This is a genomic window from Nocardia aurantia (genome assembly GCF_009604425.1).
Taxonomy (GTDB): Bacteria; Actinomycetota; Actinomycetes; order Mycobacteriales; family Mycobacteriaceae; genus Nocardia; species Nocardia aurantia.
Genome location: NZ_WEGI01000009.1, coordinates 1 through 25,202, shown reverse-complemented (window position 1 = coordinate 25,202; position 25,202 = coordinate 1). Strand labels below are relative to the sequence as shown.

General features: G+C 68.1%; 23 protein-coding genes. 11 read left to right on the top strand and 12 right to left on the bottom strand.

Translation table 11 applies throughout. The features are described from left to right. The first annotated feature begins 89 nt into the window (after positions 1 to 89). Positions 90 to 686 (top strand): hypothetical protein, encoded by a 597-nt coding sequence (locus NRB56_RS20260; RefSeq protein ID WP_194290918.1) that lies wholly within the window; start codon positions 90 to 92, stop codon positions 684 to 686. A 234-nt stretch (positions 687 to 920) separates the two neighbouring features. On the opposite strand, the gene NRB56_RS20255 is transcribed toward NRB56_RS20260, so the two are convergent. Then, a complete protein-coding gene (locus NRB56_RS20255; RefSeq protein ID WP_153344569.1) occupies positions 921 to 1,484 on the bottom strand; it encodes an AMIN-like domain-containing (lipo)protein in 564 nt (187 codons plus the stop codon). Positions 1,485 to 1,555: 71 nt separating this feature from the next. Here NRB56_RS20255 and NRB56_RS20250 point away from each other — a divergent pair, with 71 nt between their 5' ends. Both NRB56_RS20250 and NRB56_RS20245 read left to right on the top strand, forming a co-directional pair. After that, positions 1,556 to 2,725, top strand: a complete 1,170-nt coding sequence (locus tag NRB56_RS20250; protein ID WP_319943257.1) for a class I SAM-dependent methyltransferase — start codon at positions 1,556 to 1,558, stop codon at positions 2,723 to 2,725. Between the two features lie 112 nt (positions 2,726 to 2,837). Further along, entirely contained in the window at positions 2,838 to 3,683 is an 846-nt protein-coding gene (locus NRB56_RS20245; RefSeq protein WP_153344567.1) for a Bax inhibitor-1/YccA family protein, read from the top strand. A gap of 102 nt (positions 3,684 to 3,785) precedes the next feature. Here NRB56_RS20245 and NRB56_RS20240 read toward each other — a convergent pair whose 3' ends face one another. From NRB56_RS20240 to NRB56_RS20225, 4 genes are all read right to left on the bottom strand, one after another. Beyond that, the gene (locus NRB56_RS20240; RefSeq protein WP_153344565.1) at positions 3,786 to 4,124 is read right to left on the bottom strand and encodes a DUF1330 domain-containing protein; all 339 of its coding nucleotides are present in this window, start codon (positions 4,122 to 4,124) and stop codon (positions 3,786 to 3,788) included. A gap of 148 nt (positions 4,125 to 4,272) precedes the next feature. Then, positions 4,273 to 5,493 (bottom strand): acetyl-CoA C-acetyltransferase, encoded by a 1,221-nt coding sequence (locus NRB56_RS20235; RefSeq protein ID WP_153344563.1) that lies wholly within the window; start codon positions 5,491 to 5,493, stop codon positions 4,273 to 4,275. A 111-nt stretch (positions 5,494 to 5,604) separates the two neighbouring features. Further along, positions 5,605 to 6,462 (bottom strand): SGNH/GDSL hydrolase family protein, encoded by an 858-nt coding sequence (locus NRB56_RS20230; RefSeq protein ID WP_153344561.1) that lies wholly within the window; start codon positions 6,460 to 6,462, stop codon positions 5,605 to 5,607. A 135-nt stretch (positions 6,463 to 6,597) separates the two neighbouring features. Next, a complete protein-coding gene (locus tag NRB56_RS20225) occupies positions 6,598 to 6,888 on the bottom strand; it encodes a hypothetical protein (protein WP_019929403.1) in 291 nt (96 codons plus the stop codon). Positions 6,889 to 7,200: 312 nt separating this feature from the next. Between NRB56_RS20225 and NRB56_RS20220 the strand changes: the two genes are divergently transcribed. Together NRB56_RS20220 and NRB56_RS20215 are read left to right on the top strand one after the other, a co-directional pair. Next, complete coding sequence (locus tag NRB56_RS20220; protein WP_153344559.1) at positions 7,201 to 9,468, top strand: serine/threonine-protein kinase; 2,268 nt, start codon at positions 7,201 to 7,203, stop codon at positions 9,466 to 9,468. A gap of 19 nt (positions 9,469 to 9,487) precedes the next feature. After that, positions 9,488 to 10,921 carry a hypothetical protein gene (locus NRB56_RS20215; protein ID WP_153344557.1) on the top strand — a complete coding sequence of 478 codons (1,434 nt, stop codon included), beginning with the start codon at positions 9,488 to 9,490 and terminating at the stop codon, positions 10,919 to 10,921. A gap of 3 nt (positions 10,922 to 10,924) precedes the next feature. Here NRB56_RS20215 and NRB56_RS20210 read toward each other — a convergent pair whose 3' ends face one another. Beyond that, positions 10,925 to 11,827, bottom strand: coding sequence for an NADP-dependent oxidoreductase (locus tag NRB56_RS20210; RefSeq protein ID WP_153344555.1), 903 nt, complete (start codon positions 11,825 to 11,827; stop codon positions 10,925 to 10,927). Between the two features lie 66 nt (positions 11,828 to 11,893). Between NRB56_RS20210 and NRB56_RS20205 the strand changes: the two genes are divergently transcribed. Both NRB56_RS20205 and NRB56_RS20200 read left to right on the top strand, forming a co-directional pair. Further along, entirely contained in the window at positions 11,894 to 12,346 is a 453-nt protein-coding gene (locus NRB56_RS20205) for a winged helix-turn-helix transcriptional regulator (RefSeq protein ID WP_227838077.1), read from the top strand. 151 nt (positions 12,347 to 12,497) lie between these two features. Next, positions 12,498 to 13,733, top strand: coding sequence for a PucR family transcriptional regulator (locus NRB56_RS20200; protein ID WP_153344553.1), 1,236 nt, complete (start codon positions 12,498 to 12,500; stop codon positions 13,731 to 13,733). Positions 13,734 to 13,740: 7 nt separating this feature from the next. Here NRB56_RS20200 and NRB56_RS20195 read toward each other — a convergent pair whose 3' ends face one another. Next, positions 13,741 to 14,397 (bottom strand): TetR/AcrR family transcriptional regulator, encoded by a 657-nt coding sequence (locus NRB56_RS20195; RefSeq protein WP_153344551.1) that lies wholly within the window; start codon positions 14,395 to 14,397, stop codon positions 13,741 to 13,743. An 88-nt stretch (positions 14,398 to 14,485) separates the two neighbouring features. Between NRB56_RS20195 and NRB56_RS20190 the strand changes: the two genes are divergently transcribed. Then, positions 14,486 to 15,115 (top strand): TMEM175 family protein, encoded by a 630-nt coding sequence (locus tag NRB56_RS20190; protein ID WP_153344549.1) that lies wholly within the window; start codon positions 14,486 to 14,488, stop codon positions 15,113 to 15,115. Positions 15,116 to 15,223: 108 nt separating this feature from the next. Continuing rightward, complete coding sequence (locus NRB56_RS20185) at positions 15,224 to 15,784, top strand: hypothetical protein (protein ID WP_153344547.1); 561 nt, start codon at positions 15,224 to 15,226, stop codon at positions 15,782 to 15,784. On the opposite strand, the gene NRB56_RS20180 is transcribed toward NRB56_RS20185, so the two are convergent. Both NRB56_RS20180 and NRB56_RS20175 read right to left on the bottom strand, forming a co-directional pair. Further along, complete coding sequence (locus NRB56_RS20180) at positions 15,756 to 17,240, bottom strand: amino acid permease (RefSeq protein WP_153345127.1); 1,485 nt, start codon at positions 17,238 to 17,240, stop codon at positions 15,756 to 15,758. The two genes, NRB56_RS20185 and NRB56_RS20180, sit on opposite strands and share 29 nt — an antisense overlap. A 314-nt stretch (positions 17,241 to 17,554) precedes the next feature. Further along, positions 17,555 to 18,922 (bottom strand): purine-cytosine permease family protein, encoded by a 1,368-nt coding sequence (locus tag NRB56_RS20175; protein ID WP_153344545.1) that lies wholly within the window; start codon positions 18,920 to 18,922, stop codon positions 17,555 to 17,557. Positions 18,923 to 18,987: 65 nt separating this feature from the next. Here NRB56_RS20175 and NRB56_RS20170 point away from each other — a divergent pair, with 65 nt between their 5' ends. Then, positions 18,988 to 20,256: a glycosyltransferase 87 family protein gene (locus NRB56_RS20170; protein WP_153344543.1), complete on the top strand. Its 1,269-nt coding sequence runs from the start codon at positions 18,988 to 18,990 to the stop codon at positions 20,254 to 20,256. A 51-nt stretch (positions 20,257 to 20,307) separates the two neighbouring features. Here the strand turns inward: NRB56_RS20170 and NRB56_RS20165 are convergent, their stop codons facing one another. Next, positions 20,308 to 21,009, bottom strand: a complete 702-nt coding sequence (locus tag NRB56_RS20165; RefSeq protein WP_319943256.1) for an LGFP repeat-containing protein — start codon at positions 21,007 to 21,009, stop codon at positions 20,308 to 20,310. A gap of 601 nt (positions 21,010 to 21,610) precedes the next feature. On the opposite strand from NRB56_RS20165, the gene NRB56_RS20160 reads away from it, so the two are divergent. Next, positions 21,611 to 22,312, top strand: coding sequence for a hypothetical protein (locus NRB56_RS20160; RefSeq protein ID WP_153344539.1), 702 nt, complete (start codon positions 21,611 to 21,613; stop codon positions 22,310 to 22,312). Positions 22,313 to 22,574: 262 nt separating this feature from the next. Here NRB56_RS20160 and NRB56_RS20155 read toward each other — a convergent pair whose 3' ends face one another. Together NRB56_RS20155 and NRB56_RS20150 are read right to left on the bottom strand one after the other, a co-directional pair. After that, on the bottom strand, positions 22,575 to 23,441 hold the full coding sequence (locus tag NRB56_RS20155) for a DUF6551 family protein (protein ID WP_153344537.1): 867 nt from the start codon (positions 23,439 to 23,441) through the stop codon (positions 22,575 to 22,577). Between the two features lie 460 nt (positions 23,442 to 23,901). Next, positions 23,902 to 24,924: a ParA family protein gene (locus tag NRB56_RS20150; protein WP_153344535.1), complete on the bottom strand. Its 1,023-nt coding sequence runs from the start codon at positions 24,922 to 24,924 to the stop codon at positions 23,902 to 23,904. Positions 24,925 to 25,202 lie beyond the last annotated feature (278 nt).

Below are 25,202 nucleotides of genomic sequence, written 5' to 3'. Positions count from 1 at the left end.
CGACCGGGGTGGGCTGTCGCCGACATCACAGTCGAGGCGCACCGGCCATACCGCCGCGCGAAGTTCGGTTTGCATTTATCATCGCCGCCGTGAGGATTCCGAAGACCGCTTCCGCCACCGCGCTCGGGGCCCTCGGGGCCCTCGTCACGCTCGCGGTGCCCGGCTCCGCGAGTGCCCAGACCGTCGAATTCCCGCAGATCCAGACGCTGTTCTACGGCGGCGCCTGCTGGGGCAACATCCGGACCTGGGCCGATACCAGCCCCGACTATCCGGGCCGGGCGGTACTCAACATCCAGTCCCTGCCCGTCCAGGGCGTCGGCCCGGGCGACTATCCGCTGGCTCCGCTGTGCGAGGTGGACACCACGGTCTCCTGGCGCAACATCGGCACCGGCGCCACCGGGGACTACCGGGTCACCGTCGTGTCCGGCATCTACGGCAGCATCCTCTACTCGCTGTACCAGGACACCGGGCCCGGCCACATCGAGGTCACGGTGACGACCAACAATGCCGCCACCCCGGTGCACGGATCCTTCGACGTCGTCGGGCCGCCGCCCGAGGCACCGAAGCCCGCCCCGGTCGACGAGAAGACGGCGGACCGCACCGCCGAGAGGACTGCGCCCGTCGGACCGGCCGACCCGTCCATGCCCGTCGACACGGATACCCCGGCCGAGAACATCCCCGCCTGAATCCGATCGCCGCGGGGATCGCGGCCGCATGATCGTCGAGCGACAGGCCGGTGACGACCCCGGTTCGCTCGACCATGCCGCACGCCGGTGACGACCCGCCATCCAGATCTCGGCCGCGCGATCGCCCGGCGGCGTGCCCGCGGCGACCCGTGGTCCGCCACACGCTCGCCCGACGCCGGTCGAGCGATCGCCACGACATTCCGGCGGAAGTCGGGCGATCGCCGCGACCCTGGTTCAGGTGGTGGCGATGTCGATGACGAGCCGAGTGGGCTCGCCCGAGACCGTGTAGGCCGGTCGATCGCCCTGGACGCCGATGAACGACTGGGTGACGCCCTCGTACACCTGGGTCCCGTAGACCCCGGCGATACCGGGCACGCCCGCGTCGGTCACCGGATCCGGCCCGTCGTACTCGTCCACCCCGCTGTCCCACGGGTAGGCCGAACCGAGGATCCGCACCTCGAGGACCGATTTGCCCGCCACCGGCACCGCGGTATCGCTACCGTCCTGCAACGGCTGCCCGGTGTACTGCACCTGCCACCCGGGGACGCCGGCGCCGCCGAGTTCGTAGACGACCCGGTCGATACCCGGCAGATGCTCCAGACGCACGCCGGTCACCGTGAGCCGCGCGTCGCGGGAGGCGAGAGCGTCGTCGGCCGATTTCGGCACCGCCGGAGCCGGTTCAGCCGCCGAGGCCGGCGGCTGGGTCGCCGGCCCGGGAGCCGGGGCCGGGGAATGTTCCGAGCAACCGGTCAGCAGCGCGAATCCCGCGAGGACCGTCAATAGCAGCCTGTTACGCATGGGGCAGATGGTAAATGTGCGACCCCTGGGGTCGTGGTGACGACACGGCAACGGTCTAGCACACTGTAGGAGTGCTGGAAGTCGACGACGTGCTGAGCCGCCTGCGGCGCCATCCCGATGTAGAGGCCGTGAACCTGTACGCGGTCGATGCCGCCGATCGGCTCCTGCTGGACGTCGCCGCCGACGCGCTGGCCGCCGCGGGCAGCGGCCGGGTCGCCATCGTCGACGACGGCTACGGCGCCCTCACCCTCGGCGCCATCGCCGCACACGACCTCCGCGACGTCCGCGTGCACCAGGATCTGCTGACCGGTGAGCTGGCGCTGGCCAACAACGCCCGCGCGGTCGGGCTGGCCGACCGGTACTCGGCGGAGACGCTGGGCCCGGGACTGCTCGCCGGCGTCACGGTGGTGCTGCTGCGATTGCCGCGCATGCTGGCCGGACTGGCCGAGATCGCCGACGCCGTGGCCCGGTACGCCGCGCCGGAGGTCGAGGTCTTCGCCGGGGCCCGCGACAAATACCTCACTCCGGCGATGAACGAGGTCCTCGCCGAGTCGTTCGCGTCGGTGCGGGCCAGCCGCGGCCGGCAGAAGTCCCGGATCCTGCTCGCGAGCGGGCCCAGGCCGCTCGGCGAGCCGCCGTATCCGGTGCGCCGGCAGCTGGACGAGATCGACCTCGAGGTCGTCGCGCACGGAGCGGCGTTCTCCGGGCCGAAGCTCGATATCGGCACCCGCTTCCTCCTGGACCACCTGCGGCGGATGAAGCCCGATGCGAGCGACGCCGTCGATCTCGGTTGCGGCACCGGCATTCTCGCGGTCGCGCTGGCCAAAGCACGCCCGCATATCACCGTCGTCGGCACCGACCAGTCCGCGGCGGCGGTCGCCTCGGCCCGGGCCACCGCGGTCGCGAACGACGTGGCCGACCGCGTGTGCGTGCTCCGCGACGACGCGATGACCGGACTCGCCGACCGCAGCGCCGATCTGGTCCTCTGCAATCCCCCTTTCCACGTCGGCGCGGCCGTGCACACCGGCTCGGCGATCAAGATGTTCGGACAGGCCGGGCGGGTCCTGCGGCCGGGCGGCGAACTGTGGACCGTGTACAACACACATCTCAACTACCGCGGCGTGATGCAGCGGATGGTCGGCAGGACCGAGATCGTGAGCCGTAACGCCAAGTTCACCGTCACCCGTTCGGTCCGGGGCTTGCACGACACGCCGCCCGAGCCCGGCAACACCGACTCATAGTCCGATTTGTCGGCTTTTTTCTCGGATTTCGGAACTCACTTCGAGGCCCGGACGTTGGATACTCAGAACGACCACGACGGACGTGGCTCGCGACTTCCGGAGAAAGGCTGTCATGAGGACCACCAGCAACCCGATCTTCAGAAACCTGCCACAGCGGCAGGGTGGTGGAAACGCCGGGTTCGGTCCGGTCGATACCGGCCAATTCGGCGGGCAGCAGGCGCAGTACGGCAACCAGCCGTATCAGACGGCGCCGGCGACGCGACCGATGACCATCGACGATGTCGTCACCAAGACCGGCATCAGCCTCGGCGTGGTCACCATCACCGCGATCGTCTCCTATGCGCTGACCTCCGCGAACCACGGCCTCGCGGGCCTGTTCGCGCTGGCCGGGCTGGTGGCGTTCGGCATGACCTTCGTCACCATGTTCTCGCCGCGGCTGCAGACCAGCCCCGCCTTCGTCCTGACCTTCGCCGCGTTCGAGGGTCTGTTCCTGGGCGCGGTGTCGTTCCTGCTGGCCAACGTCCGCTTCGGCGGGCACGGCGGGGTCGGCGGCTCCGGCATGATCGCCCAGGCCGTGCTCGGCACCTTCGGTGTGTTCTTCGGCATGCTCATCGTCTACAAGACGGGCGCGATCCGGGTCACGCCGCGGTTCACCCGCATCATGGTCGGCGCGCTGATCGGCGTGCTGGTGCTGGCCCTGGGCAACGCGATCGCCGCGTTCTTCACCCCCGGCGGCTTCGGCCTGCGCGACGGCGGCCCGATCGCGATCGTGTTCAGCCTCGTGGTGATCGCCATCGCCGCGTTCAGCTTCCTGCTGGACTTCGACGCGGCCGACGGCCTCATCCGCGCCGGCGCGCCGGAGAAGGCGGCCTGGCAGGTGGCCTTCGGCCTGACCGTCACCCTGGTCTGGTTGTACCTGGAGATCCTGCGCCTGCTGAGCTATCTGCAGAACGATTGACGTCCCGGGCGACGGCCCGGACGGCGTGAGACAGGAACGGCCGGTTCCCTTCGGGGACCGGCCGTTCCGTGCGTTCCCGCATCGAGCGATCCGAACCGCAACTCAGCTGTGTGGCGCGCCGGCACCGAGCACGTCGGTGGCGATGTGATCGTCGCCGCAGTAGTCGGCGAGCGTCGCGATCCCGTCGGCGTTGTCGGTGCGCAGGCGCAGAATCGCCTGGTACTCCGGCGATCGGTACCAGGCCTCGGCCGCGGTGTAGTCCGGGAATTCGATCACGATCGGCACCGCGTCCGCCGGCCCCTCGGCGACGAGTTGCCGCCCGCCGTGCACGATGAACCGCCCGCCGAACGGCGCCAGCGTGCCGTCGATGCGGCGGAGATATTCGGCGACCTGCGCGTTGGCGTCGACGTTGTACAGATGGGCTACGGCATATCCGGGCATCTCCGGCTCCTGTCGGCTACTACGTTGATGCCCTCGATGTTTCCGCAACGGGAGGCGGCAGGCGATTACCCGTGGGGTAAGTGCCCGGACATGCGACCGCCCGGGTCACCACGGCACTTACGCGGGGACCCGGGCGGCTTCGCGAGGTTCAGCTGAGCCGCTCGATGACCATCGCCATGCCCTGGCCGCCGCCGACGCACATGGTCTCGAGACCGAACTGCTTGTCGTGGGCCTGCAGGTTGTTGATGAGGGTCGCGCTGATCCGGGCGCCGGTCATGCCGAACGGGTGGCCGAGGGCGATCGCGCCGCCGGAGACGTTCAGCTTGTCCAGGTCCATGCCCAGCTCGCGGGCCGAGCCCAGAACCTGCACGGCGAACGCCTCGTTGATCTCGTACAGGTCGATGTCGCCGATGGTCTTGCCGGCGATCGCCAGCGCGTTGCGCACGGCCTGGATCGGGCCGAGGCCCATGATCTCCGGCGACAGGCCCGACACGCCGGTGGACACGATCCGCGCCAGCGGGGTGAGGCCCAGTTCCTTGGCCTTGGTGTCGCTCATGATCACCAGGGCGGCGGCGCCGTCGTTCAGCGGGCAGGCGTTGCCGGCGGTGATCGTGCCGTCGGGACGGAACACCGGCTTGAGCTGCGAGATCTTCTCGTAGGTGGTGCCCGGTCGCGGACCGTCGTCGGTCGAGACGACGCTGCCGTCCGGCAGGGTCACCGGGGTGATCTCCCGCTCGAAGAAGCCGGACTTGATGGCCTCCTCGGCGCGGTTCTGCGACCGGACGCCCCACTCGTCCTGCTCGTGGCGGGAGATGCCGGTCAGCTGGGCGACGTTCTCGGCGGTCTGGCCCATCGCGATGTAGATGTCGGGCAGTTCGTCGTTCTCGCGCGGGTCGGTCCAGTCCGCGGAACCGGCCTGCGAGCGCTTCGCGGTGCGCGCCTCGGCCTCGGCGAAGTCGATGTTGTGGGTGTCGGGCCAGCCGTCGGCGGTGCCCTTCGGGAACTGCGACACCGTCTCCACTCCGGCGGAGATGAACACGTCGCCCTCGCCGGCCTTGATGGCATGGAAGGCCATCCGGGTGGTCTGCAACGAGGAGGCGCAGTAGCGGTTGACCGTGGTACCCGGCAGGTAGTCGTAGCCGAGCTTGGTGGCGACCACCTTCGCCATGTTGAATCCGGCGGTGCCGGCGGGCTGGCCGGAGCCCAGGTGCAGGTCGTCGATGTCGGCGGCGGCCAGGCTCGGCACCTTGTCCAGCGCCGCGCGCACCATCTGGGTGACCAGGTCGTCGGGGCGGATGCTCACCAGGGAGCCCTTGGCGGCCCGGCCGATCGGGGAGCGGGCGTAGGAAACGATGACGGCCTCGGGCATGAGGTCTCCTTTGTCAGTGACGACTAACCGAACGTTGTTCGGTAAAACGGTTCCCTACCGAATGTACGTCGCGCGGAATCCCCACGCACGACCGGACCACCGCGATCCCGCTCAGTGGACAACCGGCGCCGCGGCGACCGGCTCCCCCGCCGCCAACTCGACCAACACCGCAGGTAGAAGATGTGCGGCGGCCAATTCGTAGCCCGCGGCGGAGGGGTGGAACCCGTCTGCCGAGAACAACACCGCGGGCTGACTGCGGAAGTCGCGGCCGAGCAGCCCGCCCAGCGCCACCGCGCGACCGCCCCCGGCCTGGGTGGCGGCGGCCTGCGCGCGGGCCAGCCGCGCGCTCCAGCCGTGCACGACGGTCCGCAACGGCTGCGGGAACGCCCCGACCGACCCGAGATCCGGGCAGGTGCCGACCACCACCACACTGCCCGCGGCGCGCAACCGGGCCACCGCCAGCCGCAGGCGCCGCGCCGATTGCAGTACCGAATGCTTCTTCGTGATGTCGTTGGCGCCGACCAGGATCACCGCGACGTGCGGCGGCCGCCCGGCCACGAACATCGCGTCGACCTGACCCGCCAGCCCTTTGGAGGTGGCGCCCGAGATCGCCTTGGTGCTCAACCGGATCCGCTGCCCGGTCGTCTCGGCCAGCCCGCGGGCCAGCCGCACCCCGGGCACCTCCTCGGCCGTCGCGCAGCCCACCCCGGCCGCGGTGGAGTCGCCGAAGATCATCAGATGCAGGTCGAACCCGGTACCGGCGCGCCACGGCTCGGGCACGACACAACCGGTGGTGTACACGCCGTCGGCCTCCGGCGGGCGGATGATCCCGTGCCCGATGAGGTCGCGGGCCACCGCGGCCTGCGCCGCCAGCAGCCGATAGGTGGCCCACCACGCGGTGCCCGCACCGGACCCAGCGGCCAGCGTCGCGGCGCTCGCCATCGTGACGGTGCGCCAGGTTCGCGTCATGGACAACCTCCCGGACCCGGGGACCGGACCGTCCCCCGCTACCTCGCATTCTTCTGGATACATGGTGCCGGAACTTCGGGCCGAGAGCACTACCCGATTCCGTGCGGGTGAAACGCGAGGCGGCGGGGAACGGATTCAGCTGCCGATGACGGCGTTCATGATGGTGCCGGCGCTGGTGGCGACACCACCGCCGATCATCGCGCCCGCCACCATCTTCGGCGACTCGAGTCCGCCGCCGCTCCACTTCTCCCAGGCGAACTTGCCGCCGCCGTAGGTGATGGCGCTCACGCCGGACAGCAGGACGAACCAGGTGAAGTAGCGGACGAGCTTCATCAGCTTCTCGGCCGCCGGCGGGGTCTCCGGGGTGGGGTTGCCGACCTGGGCCAGCACGGTGGTGTACATGTCGTGTGCTGCGGCGAGAACCATGCTCACAGTCGTGTCCTCTCGGATGCCGATGTGCTGCTGCGATGAATCGATCCACCCACGCGCGTCGCGGGGGCGGTGAGAGCATGCTGGTAGATCGCTACGTTCGAGCATCATTGAACCGTAAGCGGGGTGGTTGCCGCAGCCGGACACACCAAATCGAGCTCTCCCCGCATCGCAATCGGGTAGCCAACCGTTCGATCGAAAACTCATGGTTTGTTTACCTGGGGTTCTGGCAGTATCTCCGGTACGGGTGGGGGTCGATTCCCATACCGGAATCCGTCGGTGCGACAGAGTCCGTCGTGGGAACAGGGAATGACACGTTGTGAGCAGCCGGGCTGCACCGGCATCGTCGAGGATGGTTACTGCACCGTCTGCGGGCTGGCGCCCGATTCCGCGGTGACCGCCGCGCAGGCGCCCGATCCGGGACCCGAGGCCGACGGACCGCCGGGCACGGTAGCGAGTGCCGCCTCCGGCACGGTAGCGAGTGCCTCCTCCGGCACGGTAGCGAGTGCCTCCTCCGGCACGGTGACGGGCCGGGTTCGCCGCGGCTCCAGCAGGTCCCGATCCAATCGCAGTGAGCGGTCCGGTCGCGGCCGGCTCGGCGCGGGGCTGGTCACCATCGCCCCGGTGCCCTATCGGGATCCGTCGACGGCGATCATGTCCGATCCGCAAGTGCCCGAACAGGATCGGTTCTGCAGCCAGTGCGGCAAGCCCGTGGGCCGGACCCGGGACGACCGGCCCGGCCGCGCCGAGGGCTTCTGCCCGCACTGCGGGACGGGTTTCTCCTTCACCCCGAAACTCGGTCCGGGTGAGTTGGTCGCGGGCCAGTACGAGGTGCTGGGCTGCCTGGCCCACGGCGGTCTCGGCTGGATCTATCTCGCGCGGGACCGCAACGTCAGCGACCGCTGGGTGGTCCTCAAGGGCCTGCTCGATTCCGGCGACGCGGATGCCATGGCGGCGGCGGTGGCCGAGCGGCGGTTCCTGGCCGGCGTCGAACATCCCAACATCGTCAAGATCTACAACTTCGTACAGCACCCCGACCCGCGCAGCGGCGAGGAGGTCGGATACATCGTGATGGAGTACATCGGCGGCGCGTCGCTGAAGGAGTTGCGGTCCAAGCGAAATGCCGAGGGCCGGCTCGAACCGTTGCCTCCCGCACAGGGTCTCGCGTACATGCTGGAGATCCTGCCCGCGCTCGGCTACCTGCACTCGCGGGAACTGCTCTACTGTGATTTCAAGCCGGACAACGTGATCCAGTCCGAGGAGCAACTGAAGCTGATCGACCTCGGCGCGGTGCGGCACCGGACGGATCTCGACAGTGTCGGCTTCAAGACCGACGGCTACTGCGCCCCGGAGCTGGAACTCGAGGGCGCCTCGGTCGAATCGGATCTGTTCACCGTCGGCCGCACGCTCGCGGTGCTGACCTTCGCCTTCGACTACCGCAAGACCTACCGGCACGATCTGCCGCCGGCCGCGGATGTGCCGGTGCTGCAACGGCATCCGTCCCTGGACCGGCTGCTGCGGCGGGCCACCGCAGCCGATCCGGACGACCGGTTCGGCACCGCGGCGGAGATGGCCGAACAGCTCACCGGTGTGCTGCGGGAGGTGGTGGCCGCCGAGGAGGGCGCGCCGCGACCGGCGCTGTCGGCGATGTTCGGCCCCGAGCGCGCGGTCTTCGGCGCGGATCCCGCGGATCGGCCCGCCACACTCGGCCCGGCCGTCGTCGCGCAGGCGCTGCCGATCCCGCTGGTCGATCCGGCGGATCCGGCCGCCCGCTGGCTGTCCAGTCTCGGCGACGATCCGGATCGACTGGTCACGCTGCTGGAAGCGGCCCCGATCCCGTCCTACGAGGTCGAATTGGCGCTGGCCCGCGCCCGCGTCGCGGCCGGAGCGCTCGCGGACGCCGGCGCCGGGCTCGACGATCTGGAGCAACACGAGCAGGCGGACTGGCGGATCGGCTGGTACCGCGCCCTGACGGCGCTGGCCGGCGGCGACACCGGCTCGGCCCGAACCGCTTTCGACGCCGTCTACGGCCTGCTGCCCGGCGAGGCCGCGCCGAAACTGGCGCTGGCCGCCGCCACCGAATGCGACGGTGATCCGGACGCGGCGGGCGCACTGTACGACCTGGTGTGGCGCACCGACCACGGCTATCCGAGCGCCGCGTTCGGCCTGGCCCGCACCCGGCTCGCCGCCGACGACTTCGACGGTGCGATCGCCGCGGTCGAATCCGTGCCGGAGAGTTCCAGTCAGTACCTCGCCGCACGGCTGACCGCGGTGCGCATCCGGGTACAAGCGGCCACCGAACCGCATCTCGTGGCCGCCGGGCAGCTGCTCACGGAACTCGCACTCGACCCGGAACGCAAGGCCCGCTTGGATATCGAGGTACTCGGGGCAGCCCGGGAACTGGCGGCCGCCGGCACCGCCGGGGGCCCGGTACTCGGCTGTCCGCTCGACGACGGGGCACTGCGAGCGGCGCTCGAACAGCGTTACCGCACGCTGGCCCGGCTGGCCCCCGATCAGCTCACCCGGCGCGCACTGGTCAACCGCGCCAACGATATTCGCCCGCTGAGCTGGGTGTGACGGCACCGAGAAGGGAATCATGGTGACTACCGGGACAATTCGGCCCGGACCGGTACGAACGGCGGTCGACGCCGTGCGGTCGCGGGTACCGCAGCGATCGGACCGGCCGGCCTGGATTCGCCTGCTGGCCACCGTGATCGTGCTCGCGGCGCTGGCCACCGCCGTCGTGGAGACGACGGACGCGACGAGTATCCGCGCCAGTATCGATCTCCTCGGAACGCACACCGCACCGAATGTGGCGGCGACCGAGGACCTCGCGGTGGCGTTCGCCGACATGGACGCGGAGCTGGCCAATATGTTGCTGGCGGGCAGCGAGAATCGCGCCGCGGTGGCCGACGCCCGGAAGACCTACGAGCAGCGCAGGATTCAGGCCGACGGCGACCTGCAGCGCGCGATCGCGGCGACGGGTTCGGACATCTCCCGTACGTTGCTGGAGGAACTCGGCCGGTACCAGGCGCTGGCCGCCCAGATCATGCTGCTCAACGACACCGAGCAGAATCCGGCGGGCCGGCCCTCGGATCGAATTCTGCGGATGCAACGGCAGGCCACCGACCTGATGTCCCGCATCGAACTGGACACCCAGCGGCTCACCAACGACAACAAGACCGCACTGGACAGCGCCTACGCCGCGACCCGTCGCGATACCACCGATGCCCGAGCCCAGTTGACCCTCCTCGGCACGGTGCTGATCGGCGCGCTGGTGGGATTGCAGATCCTGCTGCGCGTGATGACCCGCCGCCGGTTCAATCCGGCGCTGCTGATCGCGACCGTGGTCGCCGCCGTGCTGGTGGGTGGCAGCCTGTCCGCCAACGCGGACGCCGCCCAGCATCTGAAGGTGGCGAAGGAGGACGCCTTCGAGTCGCTGCTGACCTTGCAGCGAGCCCGCGCCTACGGCTACGACATGAACGCGGACGAGAGCCGCTGGCTGCTCGATCCGCAGCGGGCCGCCACCTACGAACAGGGCTTCCTGGATCAGTCGCAGTGGCTGCTGAACGTACATGTGAAATCGATCGGCGAATACGACGACGCGCTGCGCGTCGCGCTGACGGCCTACCGCCGCACCTCCGACATCCGATTCACCGGATTCTTCGCCGACGAGGCGCGTGCCGCGTCCTTCCGGGGCAAACGGTCCGCGCTGGAGACCATGCTGCTGGCCTACCAGTCCTATCAGCGCGACGACCGGACGATGCGCGCGATGGCCGCCGCCGATCTGCACGAGGCGATCTCGTTCGACACCAGCGACGATCCGGGTCAGTCCGACGGCGACTTCGGCTACTACGACGACAAGCTCCAGGCCGTCATCGATATCGACCAGCGGACCTTCGACACGGCCGTCACCCGCGGCGTCAACACCCTGACCGGCTGGAGCAGCTGGGTGCCCTACACCGCCTTCGCGCTGATCGCGCTGCTGGTGTTCCTGGGGGTGCGGCCCCGGCTGGCCGAATATCGTTGAGGCTCAATCGGTCCAGGGGACCAGCACGATCTTGCCGCGGACCCGCCCGGTCTCGCTGAGCGCGTGCGCCTCGGCGACCTCGGCCAGCGACATCACCCGTTCGATCCGCACCCGCAAGCGGCCCGCGGCGGCGAGTGCCGCGATCTCGGCCAGATCCGGGCCCGAGGGGCCGACGTGGAAGCGCCGGTACCGCGGGTCCCCCTCGGCGTCGGAACCCTGGGCGTCGACGTACCGGCCGTCCGGCCGCAGCACCCGCAGCGAACGCGTGCCGTAGTCGCCGCCGATCAGATCGAGGACCACATCGACATCGCGCACCGCGGTGGTGAAATCGGTGGTGCTGTAATCGATCAGCTCGTCGGCCCCGAGTTCGCGCAGGAACTCGTGATTGCCGGAACGGGCGGTGCCGATCACGTACGCGCCCCGCAGTTTGGCGATCTGGACCGCGAGATGCCCCACCCCGCCGGCCGCCGCGTGGATCAGGACCCGTTGTCCCGCACGCAGTTCCGCGAGCGACTGCCAGGCGGTCAGCGCGGCGACCGGCAGGGCCGCGGCCTGCCGGAGATCCAGGCCCGCCGGAACGGCGGCGAGGCTGGCGGCGGGCACCGTCACGTATTCGGCGTAGGCGCCGCGGCGGCTCAGGACCAGCGCGAAGACCTCGTCGCCCGGCGCGAAACCCGTGACCGCCGAACCGGTCTCGACGACGGTGCCGGCCACGTCCAGGCCGAGGGTGAACGGCGGCTCCCCGAGCCGGCGCACGCCGCCGGAACGCACCTTCCAGTCGGCCGGATTCACCGCGGTCGCGGCGACGCGCAGCAGGACCTCGCCGGCTTCCGGCACGGGTATCGGCAGTTCGGCGGTGTGCAGGACGTCGGGGCCGCCGTAGGTGTTCTGGATGATCGCTAACATGTATCAATTCTGGGTTTCGTGGTATCTACTTGGGAAGTAGGCACTATTTCCATACCGAGGTACCCGATGGATACTGTCAGCTTCCGATCCGACCCGGCGACGCACGCCGCCCTGGACGGCTGGGTGGACTCCGCCGACCTGGTCGACAGCTACCTGCGCCGCTGCCCCGCCCGTGACATCCTGGCCGTGCTGGCCGACAAATGGGTGCTGCTCGTACTCGGGGTGCTGCGGGTCGAGGGCGGGCCGGTCCGGTTCAACGAGCTGCGGCGCCGGCTCGACGGCATCACCCAGAAGATGCTCACCCAGACCCTGCGCACGCTCGAGCGCGACGGACTGGTCCGGCGGTCGGTGTATCCGACCGTGCCGCCGCGGGTGGAGTACGCGCTGACCGAACTGGGCGCGGATCTCGGCCGGCTCACCCACGCGCTGGGTGCTTGGTCGCTACGGAACATGGACGAGATCCACACCGCCCGAGCGGAGTTCGATCAGCGCCGGGCAGCCGAGCCGCAACCCCTCTGAGCCGCAATTCAATCCGGTCGACGGACGCGCAACCCGGATGCGAGCCCGACACATTCGGGATCGGCTATTGCTTTCGCACACGTGGAAAAGCTACAGTTCGATAACAATAGGAACGCCAGAGTTCCCAGAAGCAGTGATCGCGGGGCCCTGCATGACCGGACGCACACGCCACGATATCCACGCCCTGTCCAGGCAACTCGTCGGCCACTTCGCCACGCACCTGGCGCCGTGCGCCACCCTGCCCGGCGATGCGACCCACGGTGACATCACGACGGTCACCCGCATCTGCCTGGAGCTGACCGTCGACATGATGTCCGGCGCGGAGCCCGACGGCAAGGTGGAGCGGCTGCAGCGGGCCGCCGCGGAGTGGGCCCGCGAGGGTATCCCGATCGACACCGTGCACCACGCCGTGCACGAGGGTTTCACGCTGGCGTTCGATCTGCTGCTGGCACAGACGGATCCGCGGGAACGCCCGCGCGACACCGCCCGGCTGATGCTGCGGATCATCGACACCATCACGCCGGCCGTCGCGCTGGCGTACGTCCGCGAGCATCAGGCCGCGGCGGCCGAGCACCACACCGCCGTGCACACGCTCGTCTCGGCGCTGCTGGCCGGGCATCCCACCTCGACCATGGCCCGCGTCGCCGGGATCGAGATCGCCCCGGCGTATCTCGTGGTGGCGATGAGCATTCCGGCGCACCGCGACGAATCGCATCCGCGGGTCGACACCAAAGTCGTTGCCCGGCGCAAGCTCCGGCGATTGCAGTCGGAGCTGGCCGAGCGGTGCGGCGGCCGGGCGCTGTCGCTGCTGTCCGTCGACGGTGGCACCGTCCTGATCCCCCGCGACGTGGGCGAGGCCCCCGCCGACGACCCGGAGGTCGCGCCGGGCGAACTCGACCCGCTGATCACCCGGTTGTCGCACGCCGCAGGGGTTTCCGTCACCGCCACCGTGATCCCCGCCGCCACCGAAGCGATTCCGGAGGCGGCCGATCAGGCACACGAACTGCTCGACACCGTGCTGCGGCTGGGCCGGCCGCCGGGCAGTTACCGGCTCGCCGATCTGGTGCTGGAATACCAGGTGACCCGCCCCGGACCGGGACTGGATCGGCTCGGCACGCTGCTGGATCCGCTCGACGACTATCCGGATCTGATGGAGACGCTGCGCTGCCACCTCGACAACGGGCTGTCCCGGCAGCGGACCGCGCGGCAGCTGCACGTGCACGCCAACACCGTCGACTACCGGCTGAAGCGCGTCAACGAGCTGACGGGTCTGGATCCCAGCCGCGACACCGGCCTCTGGTATCTGCGCGCGGCGCTGATCGCCCGGACCTATCGCGACTGCGCGGGCCTGCCCGCCCTGCGCTCCGGCGGATTTCCCACGCCCTGAGGAGGTCTCACCCGTGCGCGCCGGCACACAACGCCAGCGCGGTCCGGGTGAACAGCGAGCTCAGCTCGGGCAGATCCTCGGCGCCCCGCTCGTGCAGACAGGCGCGGACGCGATCGTCGATCCCGCCGAGCAGCATATCGATCAGCTGCGGATCGGGTTCGGAGGTCAGATCGCCGCTGTCCACCCCGCAGCGGGCGATATCGATCATGTAGGCGGCGAACATCCGGTGCACCCGCGCCCGGTGCTCCACCAGCGGACCGCCGGCCACCAGCGTCTCCACGTACAGCGCGCGGGCGGCGGCCGGTTCGCCGGCCAGCGCCGCCAGCCAGACGTCGAAGGACAACCGCACCCGGGCCGGGAAACTCATCTCGCCCGCCGCCGCAATCGTCGACTGCAACGTCCGCAATCCGGTCTCGACACCGAAATCGTATGCCGCGGCGAAGCATTCGTCCTTGCCACTGAACAGGGCGTAGAAGGTACGCCGGGCCACCTGGGCGCGGCTGACGATATCGGCCACGGTGGTGGCGGCATATCCGAGTTCCCCGACGGCGACCAGTGCCGCGGTGCACAATCTGCGATATTGCGAGGACCGGACCTCGTCCCGGCTGAGTCGATGCCGGCCCCGCGGTAGCGGACCGGTCGGCTCGTCGGTCGTAGAACTCATGCCGCACAGAATATGAGCCCGGCTCGGGTTCGGCTTCCCAGCCGTTGCCCGGCTGGCCGAAAGGCGACATGTCACACAGACTCGGGGCATGGATCGTAGCCGCACCGAAGCGTTCAGCGACGGCGTATTCGCCGTGGCCATCACCCTGCTCGTGTTGAATCTGCATGCGCCCGAGGGTGATCTACGCGAGGGCCTGCTGCACATGTGGCCCGCCTACCTGGCCTACGTGGTCAGCTTCCTGAGCATCGGCATCATGTGGATGAATCATCACGCGGTGTTCCGCCACGTCGTTCGGGTGGATCGGGCGCTGCAACTGGCGAATCTGCTGCTGCTCATGGTGATCGTCGCGGTGCCGTTCCCCACCGATTTGCTCGGTCGTCAGCTGGCTCACGAGTTGCACGGCGGCGATACCGCGACGGTGACCTTCGTCTACGGCCTGGTGATGATCGCGATGGCGGCCGGCTTCAGCCTGGTCTGGTGGTACGCCGTACTCCGGCCGGGCGTGATCGATGCCCGGCTGAGCCGGGAATGGCTGCGGCGAGCCAATTTTCGCTTCAGCGTCGGCGCCGCCGGCTATCTGGCCGGCACCGCGCTCGCACTGTGGGAGCCGCTGCTGTCGCTGATCCTGTTCGGCCTGCTGTCGCTGTACTATGCCTTCGAGCACCTGCCGACGCCGTCCTCGGACGACACACCTTCGAATTCACCGGCCGGATCCTGACCAAAATCGTTTGCCACAAGGTAGCCTTGCCGATCGAAGGGGGCGGTCGACTGCCCCCGTCCGTCTCGTTTCCTGCGGGACGTCCGGACGGCACCGAAGCGAGCACCGATGGCCACTATTGGGCAGTTGAGAGCGGCGCTGGCGGTACTGCGCGCCGAAATCGACGATGTCGCACAGCAGGTCCGGGATCGGGAGGCGCCCGGATCCGACAGTGCGGGGGTACAGCACGCCATGCTGGCGGGCCTGCTGTATCGGCTGATCGGCGCGGATCTCCGGCGTACCCTGACCGCCGCCCCCGATCTGGTCAGTTTCGAGCACCGGGCCCGCGCCGCGACGCCCAGCACGGTCGCGCTCGGCGACGAAGACCTCTACGACCAGGCGCATTTCGAGGCGTACTGGCTCACCGACCGCATCGCCGAACTGTATTCCGATGCCGACCGGACGCCACCGCTGGCCGCCGCCGCCTGCACCGCCGAGGCCACCCGGGCCCTGCTCCGCATCCAGCGCGATCTCGCCCTGGGCAGCGGGCCGGCCGTGGGACATCCGGCCTGGGAGGCCGTCCTGACCCAGCTCGACCGCGCCCGCGCCCTCGCCCGCGCCGCGCACGCCGCCGCCGAGACCACCCCGCAGGCGCGCGTCGTCACGGCTGTGAGCGGCGCGGAGCTCTGACCGCGGGGCCGTCCGCCCGCTCGGCCGCGCCCAACTTCGAATGCCGGATGCCGTAACCGAAATACAGCACCAGGCCGACCGCCATCCAGATCACGAACCGCAGCCAGGTCTCCACCGACAGGTTCAGCATCAGCCACAGGCAGGCCAGCACCGCGAGCACCGGCACGACCGGGACGAACGGCACCCGGAAGCCGCGCGGCAGATCCGGCCGGGAGCGCCGCAGCACCACCACGCCGATCGACACCAGGACGAAGGCGAACAGCGTGCCGATGTTCACCATCTCGGCCAGCGTGCCGAAATCGACGAATCCGGCCAGCACCGCGCACACCACCCCGACCAGCGCCGTGATCCGCACCGGCGTGCCGCGAGTTCCGGTGCGCGCCAACGGACGTGGGATCAATCCGTCACGGGCCATCGCGAACATCACCCGGGTCTGGCCCAGGAACAGCACCATCACCACCGTGGTCAGCCCGGCGAGGGCGCCGACGGAGATGATGTTCTTCGCCCAATTCACCCCGTGCAGCGCGAAAGCTGTTGCGAGAGTGGCATTCTCACCGGACAACGCGGTGTAGGGGACCATGCCGGTCAGCACCAGCGACACCGCCACGTACAGCACCGTCACGATCGCCAGCGAGCCGAGGATGCCGCGCGGCACGTCGCGCTGCGGATCGCGGGTCTCCTCCGCGGTGGTGGCGACCACGTCGAATCCGATGAACGCGAAGAACACCATGCTGGCCGCCGCGAGCAGCCCGTACCAGCCGAAACTGCTGTTGCCCGCGCCGGTCAGCCACGAGAACAACGATTGCCGCAACCCGCCGCCGGTGTCGCCCGGCTGGGAGGGCGGAACGTACGGCGACAGATTCGATGTCGAGAAGTACCGCAGCCCGACGATCACCACCATCGCGATGATCGCCAGTTTGATCGCGACCGCCACCGCCGACACCCGCGACGACAGTTTGGTGCCCAGCGCCAGCAGCACCCCCAGCACGGCGACGAGCAGGACCGCACCCCAATCGAACGTCACCGAGCCGAGATGCACGATCGGACTGGCCGTCCCCATCACCTCACCCAGATATTGCGACCAGCCCTTCGCGACCACCGATGTCCCCAGCGCGAATTCGAGCAGCAGGTCCCAGCCGATGATCCAGGCGACGATCTCGCCGAAGGTGGCGTAGGAAAAGGTGTAGGCGCTGCCCGCCACCGGCAGCGTCGAGGCGAATTCGGCGTAGCACAGGGCGCTCAGCGCGCAGGCGACCGCGGCGAGCACGAACGCCAGCGAGACCGACGGCCCGGCCACGGTCCCGGCGGTGCGCGCGGTGAGGGTGAAGATGCCCGCGCCGACCACCACGGCCACCCCGAAAACGGTGAGATCCCAGGCGGACAGTTCCCGGCGCAGGTTCGCCTCGGGATCGTCGGTGTCCCGGATGGACTGCTCGACGGATTTGACGCGGAACATCCCCCGCCGCGTCGTACCGGCTCCCCGTCGCGTTTGCCCCGGATCGGTCACCTCGGTCTCCTCCCTGAACGGAAAGCACCGCGTACGAACCCGCACGGTCAGGCGAATCTAACAGCCACCGCACCGTGCACGGACGTGCCGCGGATACCGAGTCGGGCATACCCCGGCCTCGCGTCGATCATGTGCGGGAAATTCCGGCACACCCGGCGACGGCATCCGTGCGGCCCGCCGGACCGCGGAGGCCCAGCCACCGGAGGCAATCCGTGCGGGAGTGGCGCTGGACGCCGATCGCGGTGACCAGGGCGGCGGGCCGGTCAAGCGACGGCGGCCGCCCGGCCCCGGCGGCGTTCGAACAGCACGATGATCCCGGTGATCAGCGCGGCGGTCAGGAACGACAGCAGCGACGCCGAGGACCACCAGCCCGGGTGCACGCCGAGGGCGTCCTGCGCATGCCCCCACCAGCGGGCCCAGCCGTCCACCGAACCGGGATTGCAGAGCTGGTACACGACGAATCCCAGCAACCACGGCACCAGCATCACCGGCCGGGCCGGGGCACGCTCGGACAGGTCCCAGCCGTGCCCGGCCCCGGCGGCCCGTCCCCGGCCGAGGAAGAAGTCGACCACCAGCACCGCGGCCAGCGGCACGAACACCGAGCCGATCAACAGCAGGAAGTTGGCGAAGCCGGTGAAATCGTGCACCCCCAGCGCCAGCGCGGTGGCCAGCACACCGACCGCGGCGGCGAGGATGCGGCGATCCACCCGCGGCAGCAGATTCTGGATCGACATCGCCGTCGAGTACACGTTCGCGAACGACTGATCCGATTCGCGCAGCACCAGCACCGCGAAGAACAACCAGCCCGCACCCACTCCGAGGAAGGTGTCGAAGATCCGGTCACCGTCGCCGCCGACTTGGATCAACGCGACGATGCCCAGGAGATAGCACCAGGTCTGCGCGACCGAGAAACCGAGCAGGGTCGCCCCCGAGGCGGCGCGCGCGGACCGGGCGTGCCGGGTGTAGTCGGCGGCCAGCGGAACGAACGACACCGCCACGGCGAGCGCGGTATCGACGGCGGGGAAGAAGCCGCTCCACGACGTGTCGGGCACCGCGGGTAGCGGCCGATGCAACAACCGCACCGTGAAATACAGCATCGCCACGGCCACCGCGACCGTCACGTACTTGCGCAGCAGCCGCAGAATTCGCAACGGCCAGATCGCCATCACCGTGCACAGCACACCCGCGGCGACGATCACCGGCGCGTGCGGCAGCCGATGATGGGTCAGCGCCTGCACGCCGCCCGCGATCACGGTCAGTTCGTACACACCCCAGCCGACGCACTGCACGATGTTGGCGACGGTCGGCAGATAGGACAGCCGGGTACCGAACAGGCCACGGAAGTTCGCCATCGCGGGCGCGCCGGTCCGCTCGCCCACCGCACCGGCGGCGGCCACCATCGCCGCGCCGATCACGGTGCCGGCCGCGGTGGCCAGCAGCGCGCCGAGCAGCGGCAGCTGCGGATGCCCGGTCGGATGCAGGACATAGAGCGCCGCGGTGAAACCGATCAGGGTGACCCCGAGGTTGGCCCAGAAGGCGGTCTGGTCGCCGAACGACAGGCTGCGGGGCGGCTGGGTGGTGAGGGTGAGCGGCGCTTCGGCGGCCGAGCGCTCGCCGCTGGTCATCGTCATAGCGGGTGTCATGGTGTCACACCCGTCCGGTTGTCCGAATGCCGCTGCCGGTAACCTCGTCCTGGATGGTTAGCGTCACTACCTCCAGTCGACCGACGGCCGCGACCCGCCGCTTCCCGCGGATTGTGTGGGCGCTGCCGGCGTTGCTGGCCGCGATCTGCGTCTGGTGGCTGTTGCACCCCAGCGGGCCGTTGACGCCGATCAAGCGGGAGTACATCGACCTCCAGGTCTATCGGCTCGGTGTACAGGCGATGTGGCACGGCGCCGACATGTACGGCAGCCTCCCGAAGACGACGATGGGCATCAGCCTGCCGTTCATCTACCCGCCGTTCGCCGCGCTGGCGCTGAGCCCGTTCGCGATGCTGCCCTGGCATGCCGCCGCGACCGCGTTCTTCGTGGTCACGGTCCTGGCCCTGGCGGTGACGCTCTACCTGGCCGCTCGCCGGATCTGGTCCGGCGGAGTCGAACTCGCCCTCCTCGTCACCGCGTGCGCGCTGCCGCTGGCCCTGCTGCTCGAGCCGATCCATTCGACCCTGGACTTCGGCCAGGTGAATCTGCTGCTCATGGTGCTGGTCGCGATCGACTGCCTGGCCGGGGGGGCCTCCGCCGAGGATCCGTCCGCACGCTCGAAGTGGCCGCGCGGCGTCCTGGTCGGCCTGGCCGCGGCGATCAAACTGACCCCCGCCGCGTTCGTGCTGTATTTCCTCGTACGCCGCGATTATCGGGCCGCCGCCACCGCCGCGATCACCGGCGCGGTGGCCACCGCACTCGCCTACGCGGTGCTCCCCCGCGAATCCACCCGATACTGGTTCGGCGGCATGGGCAACGTATCCGGCCTGAGCGGTTCGGCCTTCCGCACGAATCAATCCATCCAGGGCGTGCTGTCCCGCTTTCAGGTACCACGCCCGGAATTCACCGCGCTGTGGCTGCTGCTCAGCCTGGTCCTGCTGGCGCTGGTGGTACCGGCGATGCGCCGCGCCGCGGACAACCCGCCGCTGGTGCTGGCCTTCAACGCGGTGTTCACCCTGCTGGCCTCCCCGATTTCCTGGTCGCACCACTGGGTCTGGATCGCGCCCGCCCTGCTGGCCGGCGTGGGTGCCGCGAGCCGGGCGCCACTGCGGCAGGCCCTCGTCTGGTACGCGATCATGCTGGCCACCGCCGTCGTGTTCGTGATCGGCCCGCAGAACTGGGAGCCCGGTGAGGAGAACCGGGAGCTGTCCTGGACGCCGTGGCAACATTTCATCGGCGACACCTACGTCTGGCTCAGCGTGGTGCTGCTGGTGCTGTATCTGGTCACCACCGGCACCCGCAAACCCGCCGCGGTCCCGGCCTGATCGAGTCCGCGGTCCGCACCCGACCCCACCGCGGTCCCGCCACGATCCCGCTCAGCTCCGCACGGTGATGGTGCCGTGCTGGAAGTTCTGCGCCTTCCCGCCCGGCACGTCGTACTCGTCACTGGTCGGGAACCCGTAGCGCCCGGAATCGCTTCCGGCCACGGTCCACTGATCCAGAATCGGCCCGTTGCTCAGAATGTGCGCGGTGGTCGCCTTGGTCCAGTAGATCGCCCCACCGGAGAACAGATTCGCCTTTCCGCCGCCCTTGGTCGCGAACTCGTCACTGGTCGGGAAACCCAGCGGCCCGCGCTCGTAATCGTGCGCGGCCCACTTCACGTAGATGGCCCCGCCGATCTGATGCGCACCCGTGTCCTGCGACCAGTAGATCGACCCGTTCTGGAAGTTGTTGTACTTCCCGTCGGTGGCATCGGATTCCCGGGTGGTCGGATACCCGAGCACCCCCTTCTCCCAGCCCAGCGCACCCCACCGATCCCGGATGAACCCGCCGATCTCGTGGGCGCCGGTATCGGGCGACCAGTAGATCGACCCGTGCTCGAACACCTGGAAGTGACCGCCGTTGGCGCCCAGGCTGTCCGGCCCGGTCGGATTACCCAGCAGATCGAATCCCCCCGACTGGTCGTACTCGGTCTCGATCGCACCACCGACGTCGAATCCACCGATCTGCCGCGCCGAAGCGGTAGCGGCGGTGCCGGCGACCAGGACGGCGCTGACGAGTCCGGCGACGACAGCCACACGGTGACGATGCATAAGGCACTTCCTATCGACTACTGCATATGAGGTCTACTGATCTGCGGTACGACAAGGCGAACCTGCGCGCCAGACTACCCATCTGCTCGACTGTCCGGAATTGTCCGTAAGTTTGCTCACAGTCCACACCCACCCCCCCGATCCCCCAGCGACCCGGACTTCGAAATCCCCGCGCCACCCGGCATTGCCGATCGAACCGGTGCTCGCCGCCGACCACGATAGCGCCGCCCGACTGCGCGTCGGCTGTGGGCACCGCCCCCGATACCGGCCGCTGCACGGAACGCATCCGCGCGGCACATCGGCCGAAAAGTAGTGCCCCCGCTGGGACTCGAACCCAGACTTGACGGATTTTAAGTACCTCCGGCCCGCTATGAGGCAGCCCGCCCACCTGCACCGCCACCGAGTACCCTGTCGCATCACCGCAGGTGAGAGGCACTAAATCGCCACCTTTTGCGCACCGGCGGACACCTATGGAACACCGTTGACATCCCGTCGGTGGATGGCATGGGGGTGGGGTGTATGCACTGGGATACTCTTGGCCGGTAGTCCATCTGGGTAATGGCGTGGTCGATAAGGGAGGCATGCCGTGGCGATGAAGCGTGTGAGGACCCGGGTAGCAAGCAATCATCCACTGCCCGGCAAAGACTTTGTTCTGGACGAATCGGCGTTGGATCAAATTGCGGATGCTCTTGCTACTGGCACCACGCCAATGAATTTCAATCACGATCCTGGTCGGCAGCTTGAGGTCCAGAACGTAACGGCCGGTGTTGAACAGCTTGACGACGGCCATCGAGCGGCCTGGGCCGAATTCGACGTAGATGCGGACGATTGGGCGGCGATACAGAATGAAATCAAGGAACAGGGAGCGCCGGGCGGATTCTCTATCGCGTTTTTCGAACACCTTGCGGGAATCTCAGGTGGTGCGGATTTCCAGATTGCGGCGGATGCGAGCTACTACACAGACGATGAGATACTCTCTGCCGCTTCGGGTCTCCCCTCCACACACACTGTCGAATTTTCGCGCATTCATCAGCTGTCAGCACTTCCTGACGCAGCGATCTTTCTCAAGTATGGCGCGTCGGTTCTGCTGGCCATCCCCGCGAATATCCTAGCGGCAATCCTCTATGACTCGGCGAAGCGCTTTCTTCCGTCGCGATCTCACAGAAACGTATTCAAATTCGAACGGCGGGAAGCGGACGGCGCAACGACCAAGGCCCACATCGTCACTTCTGATCCGGAAGAGTTGCGCAGGGCAATAGAGGCGTTCGTCAACGATGATGAGGCGTAGCCGCCACAAGGCCGTTCCTGGCGGCTACCCGTCGGCCGGGCTGGCTGCGGTGGCCGGGGCGGGTACTTGCCCGCCCCTGCGCGGTCAACGGCCACAGCCGACGGGTAGCCCGTTTCTCATTGCCGCTTCTGGCGGCCCGCGGCTCCACCGGGCGACGCCACTGCACTCGACTTGGTGGCCTTGAGGGAGCCAGTGGAGTTGGCCACGCCGTGCGGTGGCTGTAGTTGCGGCGGTAGATGATTGCGGACCGAGATAGCTTCGCCTACGTTCGGACCTTGCGGCTGGAGGACACTGCCTTCTTCGGTCGGCCGAAAACAAGCAGCTTCTCGCGATCCATGATGCCCATGTTGTAATTCCCTACAATCGTTTGTGCCATCGGCACCGACCGAGATGCCGAGCCGCCGCCACTCGGCGTCTCGCGCACTGCGTTTCGCTTCCAGACCGCCGGAGTGCCGCCGTCCTTTAATACCTTGATGAGCAGATCGTCGTCTGCCAACTCCCAGGTACCCGGTGCGGCGAGCACCATAGCCACCGCCCGCAGGACCAGGTTGTCCCAGGTGCTGGCATCGCGACCCCACGCGGCACTTACTATCCTCAAGACTCGAGTGATCATCCCTGCTGTCTTGCCCATTACCAAAAGGGCCTGGACGGCACCAACACGGTTCGTGCTTGAGCTGGCAGCCACCTGCAGGCCGTCGCCAAGGGCTCGTACTTCTGTATCTACCCGCACTGCAGTGCGGTCGCCTGCCGTTAGCGATACCCGAAAATTATCGAAGGGCTTGACCGGCCTGCGGTGCTTGTTCGCAGCGAGAAAGAGTTTGGCCTCCTGCTGGATGGTGAGCCCCTCGTAAACCATGGCGTCGCGGCGGAAGTTGTCACCCTCCACGCGCCTGCAGGCCTCGTTACTGTGCTGACCATCCAAGATCACCAACGTGCCGTCGGCGCGCTTCGACACCAAAGCCGGTAGCAGCATCTCCCTATCCCAGTTCTCTGCAATTTTTGCAGTCCAGGCAAGGATTTCATCGCGCTGCATGTAGAGACGTCCGCTGTTCATCTCCGGATCGACGCTGAGCTTGCCCACCGCGATCTGCTCAAAGTGCTTGTCCACGTAGTTTCCCCAGTTGCTCACGGCGGCCTCCCAAGGCCGATCTATGTGCAGCCTAGACTAAACTCATGACCTCCGAAAAATCCTATGGCGTCGAAAATCTCCAAGGTCTGCCTTCTTACCCAGGTCTCTCAGTTTCGATTGCCGAGCGGTCCGCCGGAGCCGTGTCAGGGCCTCGCCACGACGGTGTGTGCAAGCAGCGGTTCGGAATGGCAGCACTCGGACCTGGATGCGCTACAGTCGACTGCCTCTGATAGCGCGGTCCTGCTTGTCGAAATACGCTGTGCACCAATGCATCTCGAATGCCTTCTTCGGCGGCCGTAGCGTGGTCGCCGAGCTGGCCCAAGCCTCGATATCTCGCAAGACTCTCTCTGCGCTTGCTGCCTGAACTCGACGTTCAGCGACAGGTCCGGTCGACGAGCGCGGCCAAACGCTGGCACAGAAGGCTGTGCGACCACAGAACGGTCGGGGGGAACTTCAGAGGTCAGAGTTCGTCGACAAGCGATTGCACTGACTGGATGCAGTTGTCGAGGTACTCGCGCTTCACCCCAACACGCTTGCCCATGATGTCCATGCGGCCGGGCTTCTGCTCGTAGAACGGGCAGCCACGTGCGAACGCAACGACTCCGGCGGTCTGGAAGTCCCGGATCTCAACCATGACGTCCTTCGCCTTGTGCGCGGTGAACATTCCAGGGTTCGACGTGAGGAGTGCCTTCACGTCCGCGTCGATGGTCTTGAGCACGGCAGAGTACCCCGACGCCGCGACGACGTACTGAGTGAGCCGGTTCTTCGCGATCACGTGCACTTTCGGCAGGCCACGGCCCTCTGCCTTCAACTTCGTGGCGAAGGCGTACTGAGTGTAGATCTCAGACGGCAGCTTCAGGCCGTAGATCAGGGAGAATGCGTTCTGAATCGCGCGGCGCGAGGAGTCGTCAGCCATCACGGGCAAGACCAAGCGGTCGGCTGCCGAGAGGGCGATCTGGGTGTACATCGAGAACGACGGGTTCGCGTCGATGAAGATCGTGTCGTATCTGCCCTCCAGGGTATCGACCAGATCTTGGATCCAGTCGATGACGCGCAGCCACGTCGGAGTGCCAGCCAGCTGCGTGTTGGCCAGCGTGGATACGGCGTTGGCCTGCAGCTCCAAGATTGGGTCTCCGGCGATGAGATCGAGGTTGTCCGGGATCGCGGAGTTGTAGTCCGCTGGGTGCGACATGTACAAATCGGGATCGATGGCCGGAGTCGACCACGGGGTGGGGACCCGCAGCTCGAAATAGCCACCGATGGTTCGGCGGGTCGGCTCATTCTGGCGGGCGAGCAGCACCTCGCTACCTGAGCCCGTCAGCCCACCGAAAAGCAGCTCGGACAGGTTGGCCTGTGGGCAGACGTCGATCGCCAGGACTCGCTTGTCCGGATTTTGGTCGGCGTAGAAGGCCATGGACTGGAAACACAGACTCGTCTTGCCCGTGCCGCCCTTGTTGTTCCAGAACGTGTAGGTCGTGGTCATCCAACTCCCCGATCGATCGAAAGGTACGTGAAGATAGTATCACGGATACTTAATCCAAGTACCGATGATCCGTTCTGAGCGGATTTTCAGACCTTCGAGCGCCATGACGGCGTATCCGTTCACCGAAACCCGGTCGGCCGCCGCCGCGCTTAGAGCTCCTATCGGGTTCGATTGCTGAGTCGTCGCCAGCAGATGAGGGAGGCGCCGAGGTTGAGGAAGCCTTCGTGGATGTCTGTGCGGCGTTCCCAGCGGACGGCCAGCCGCCGGTACTGGTGGAG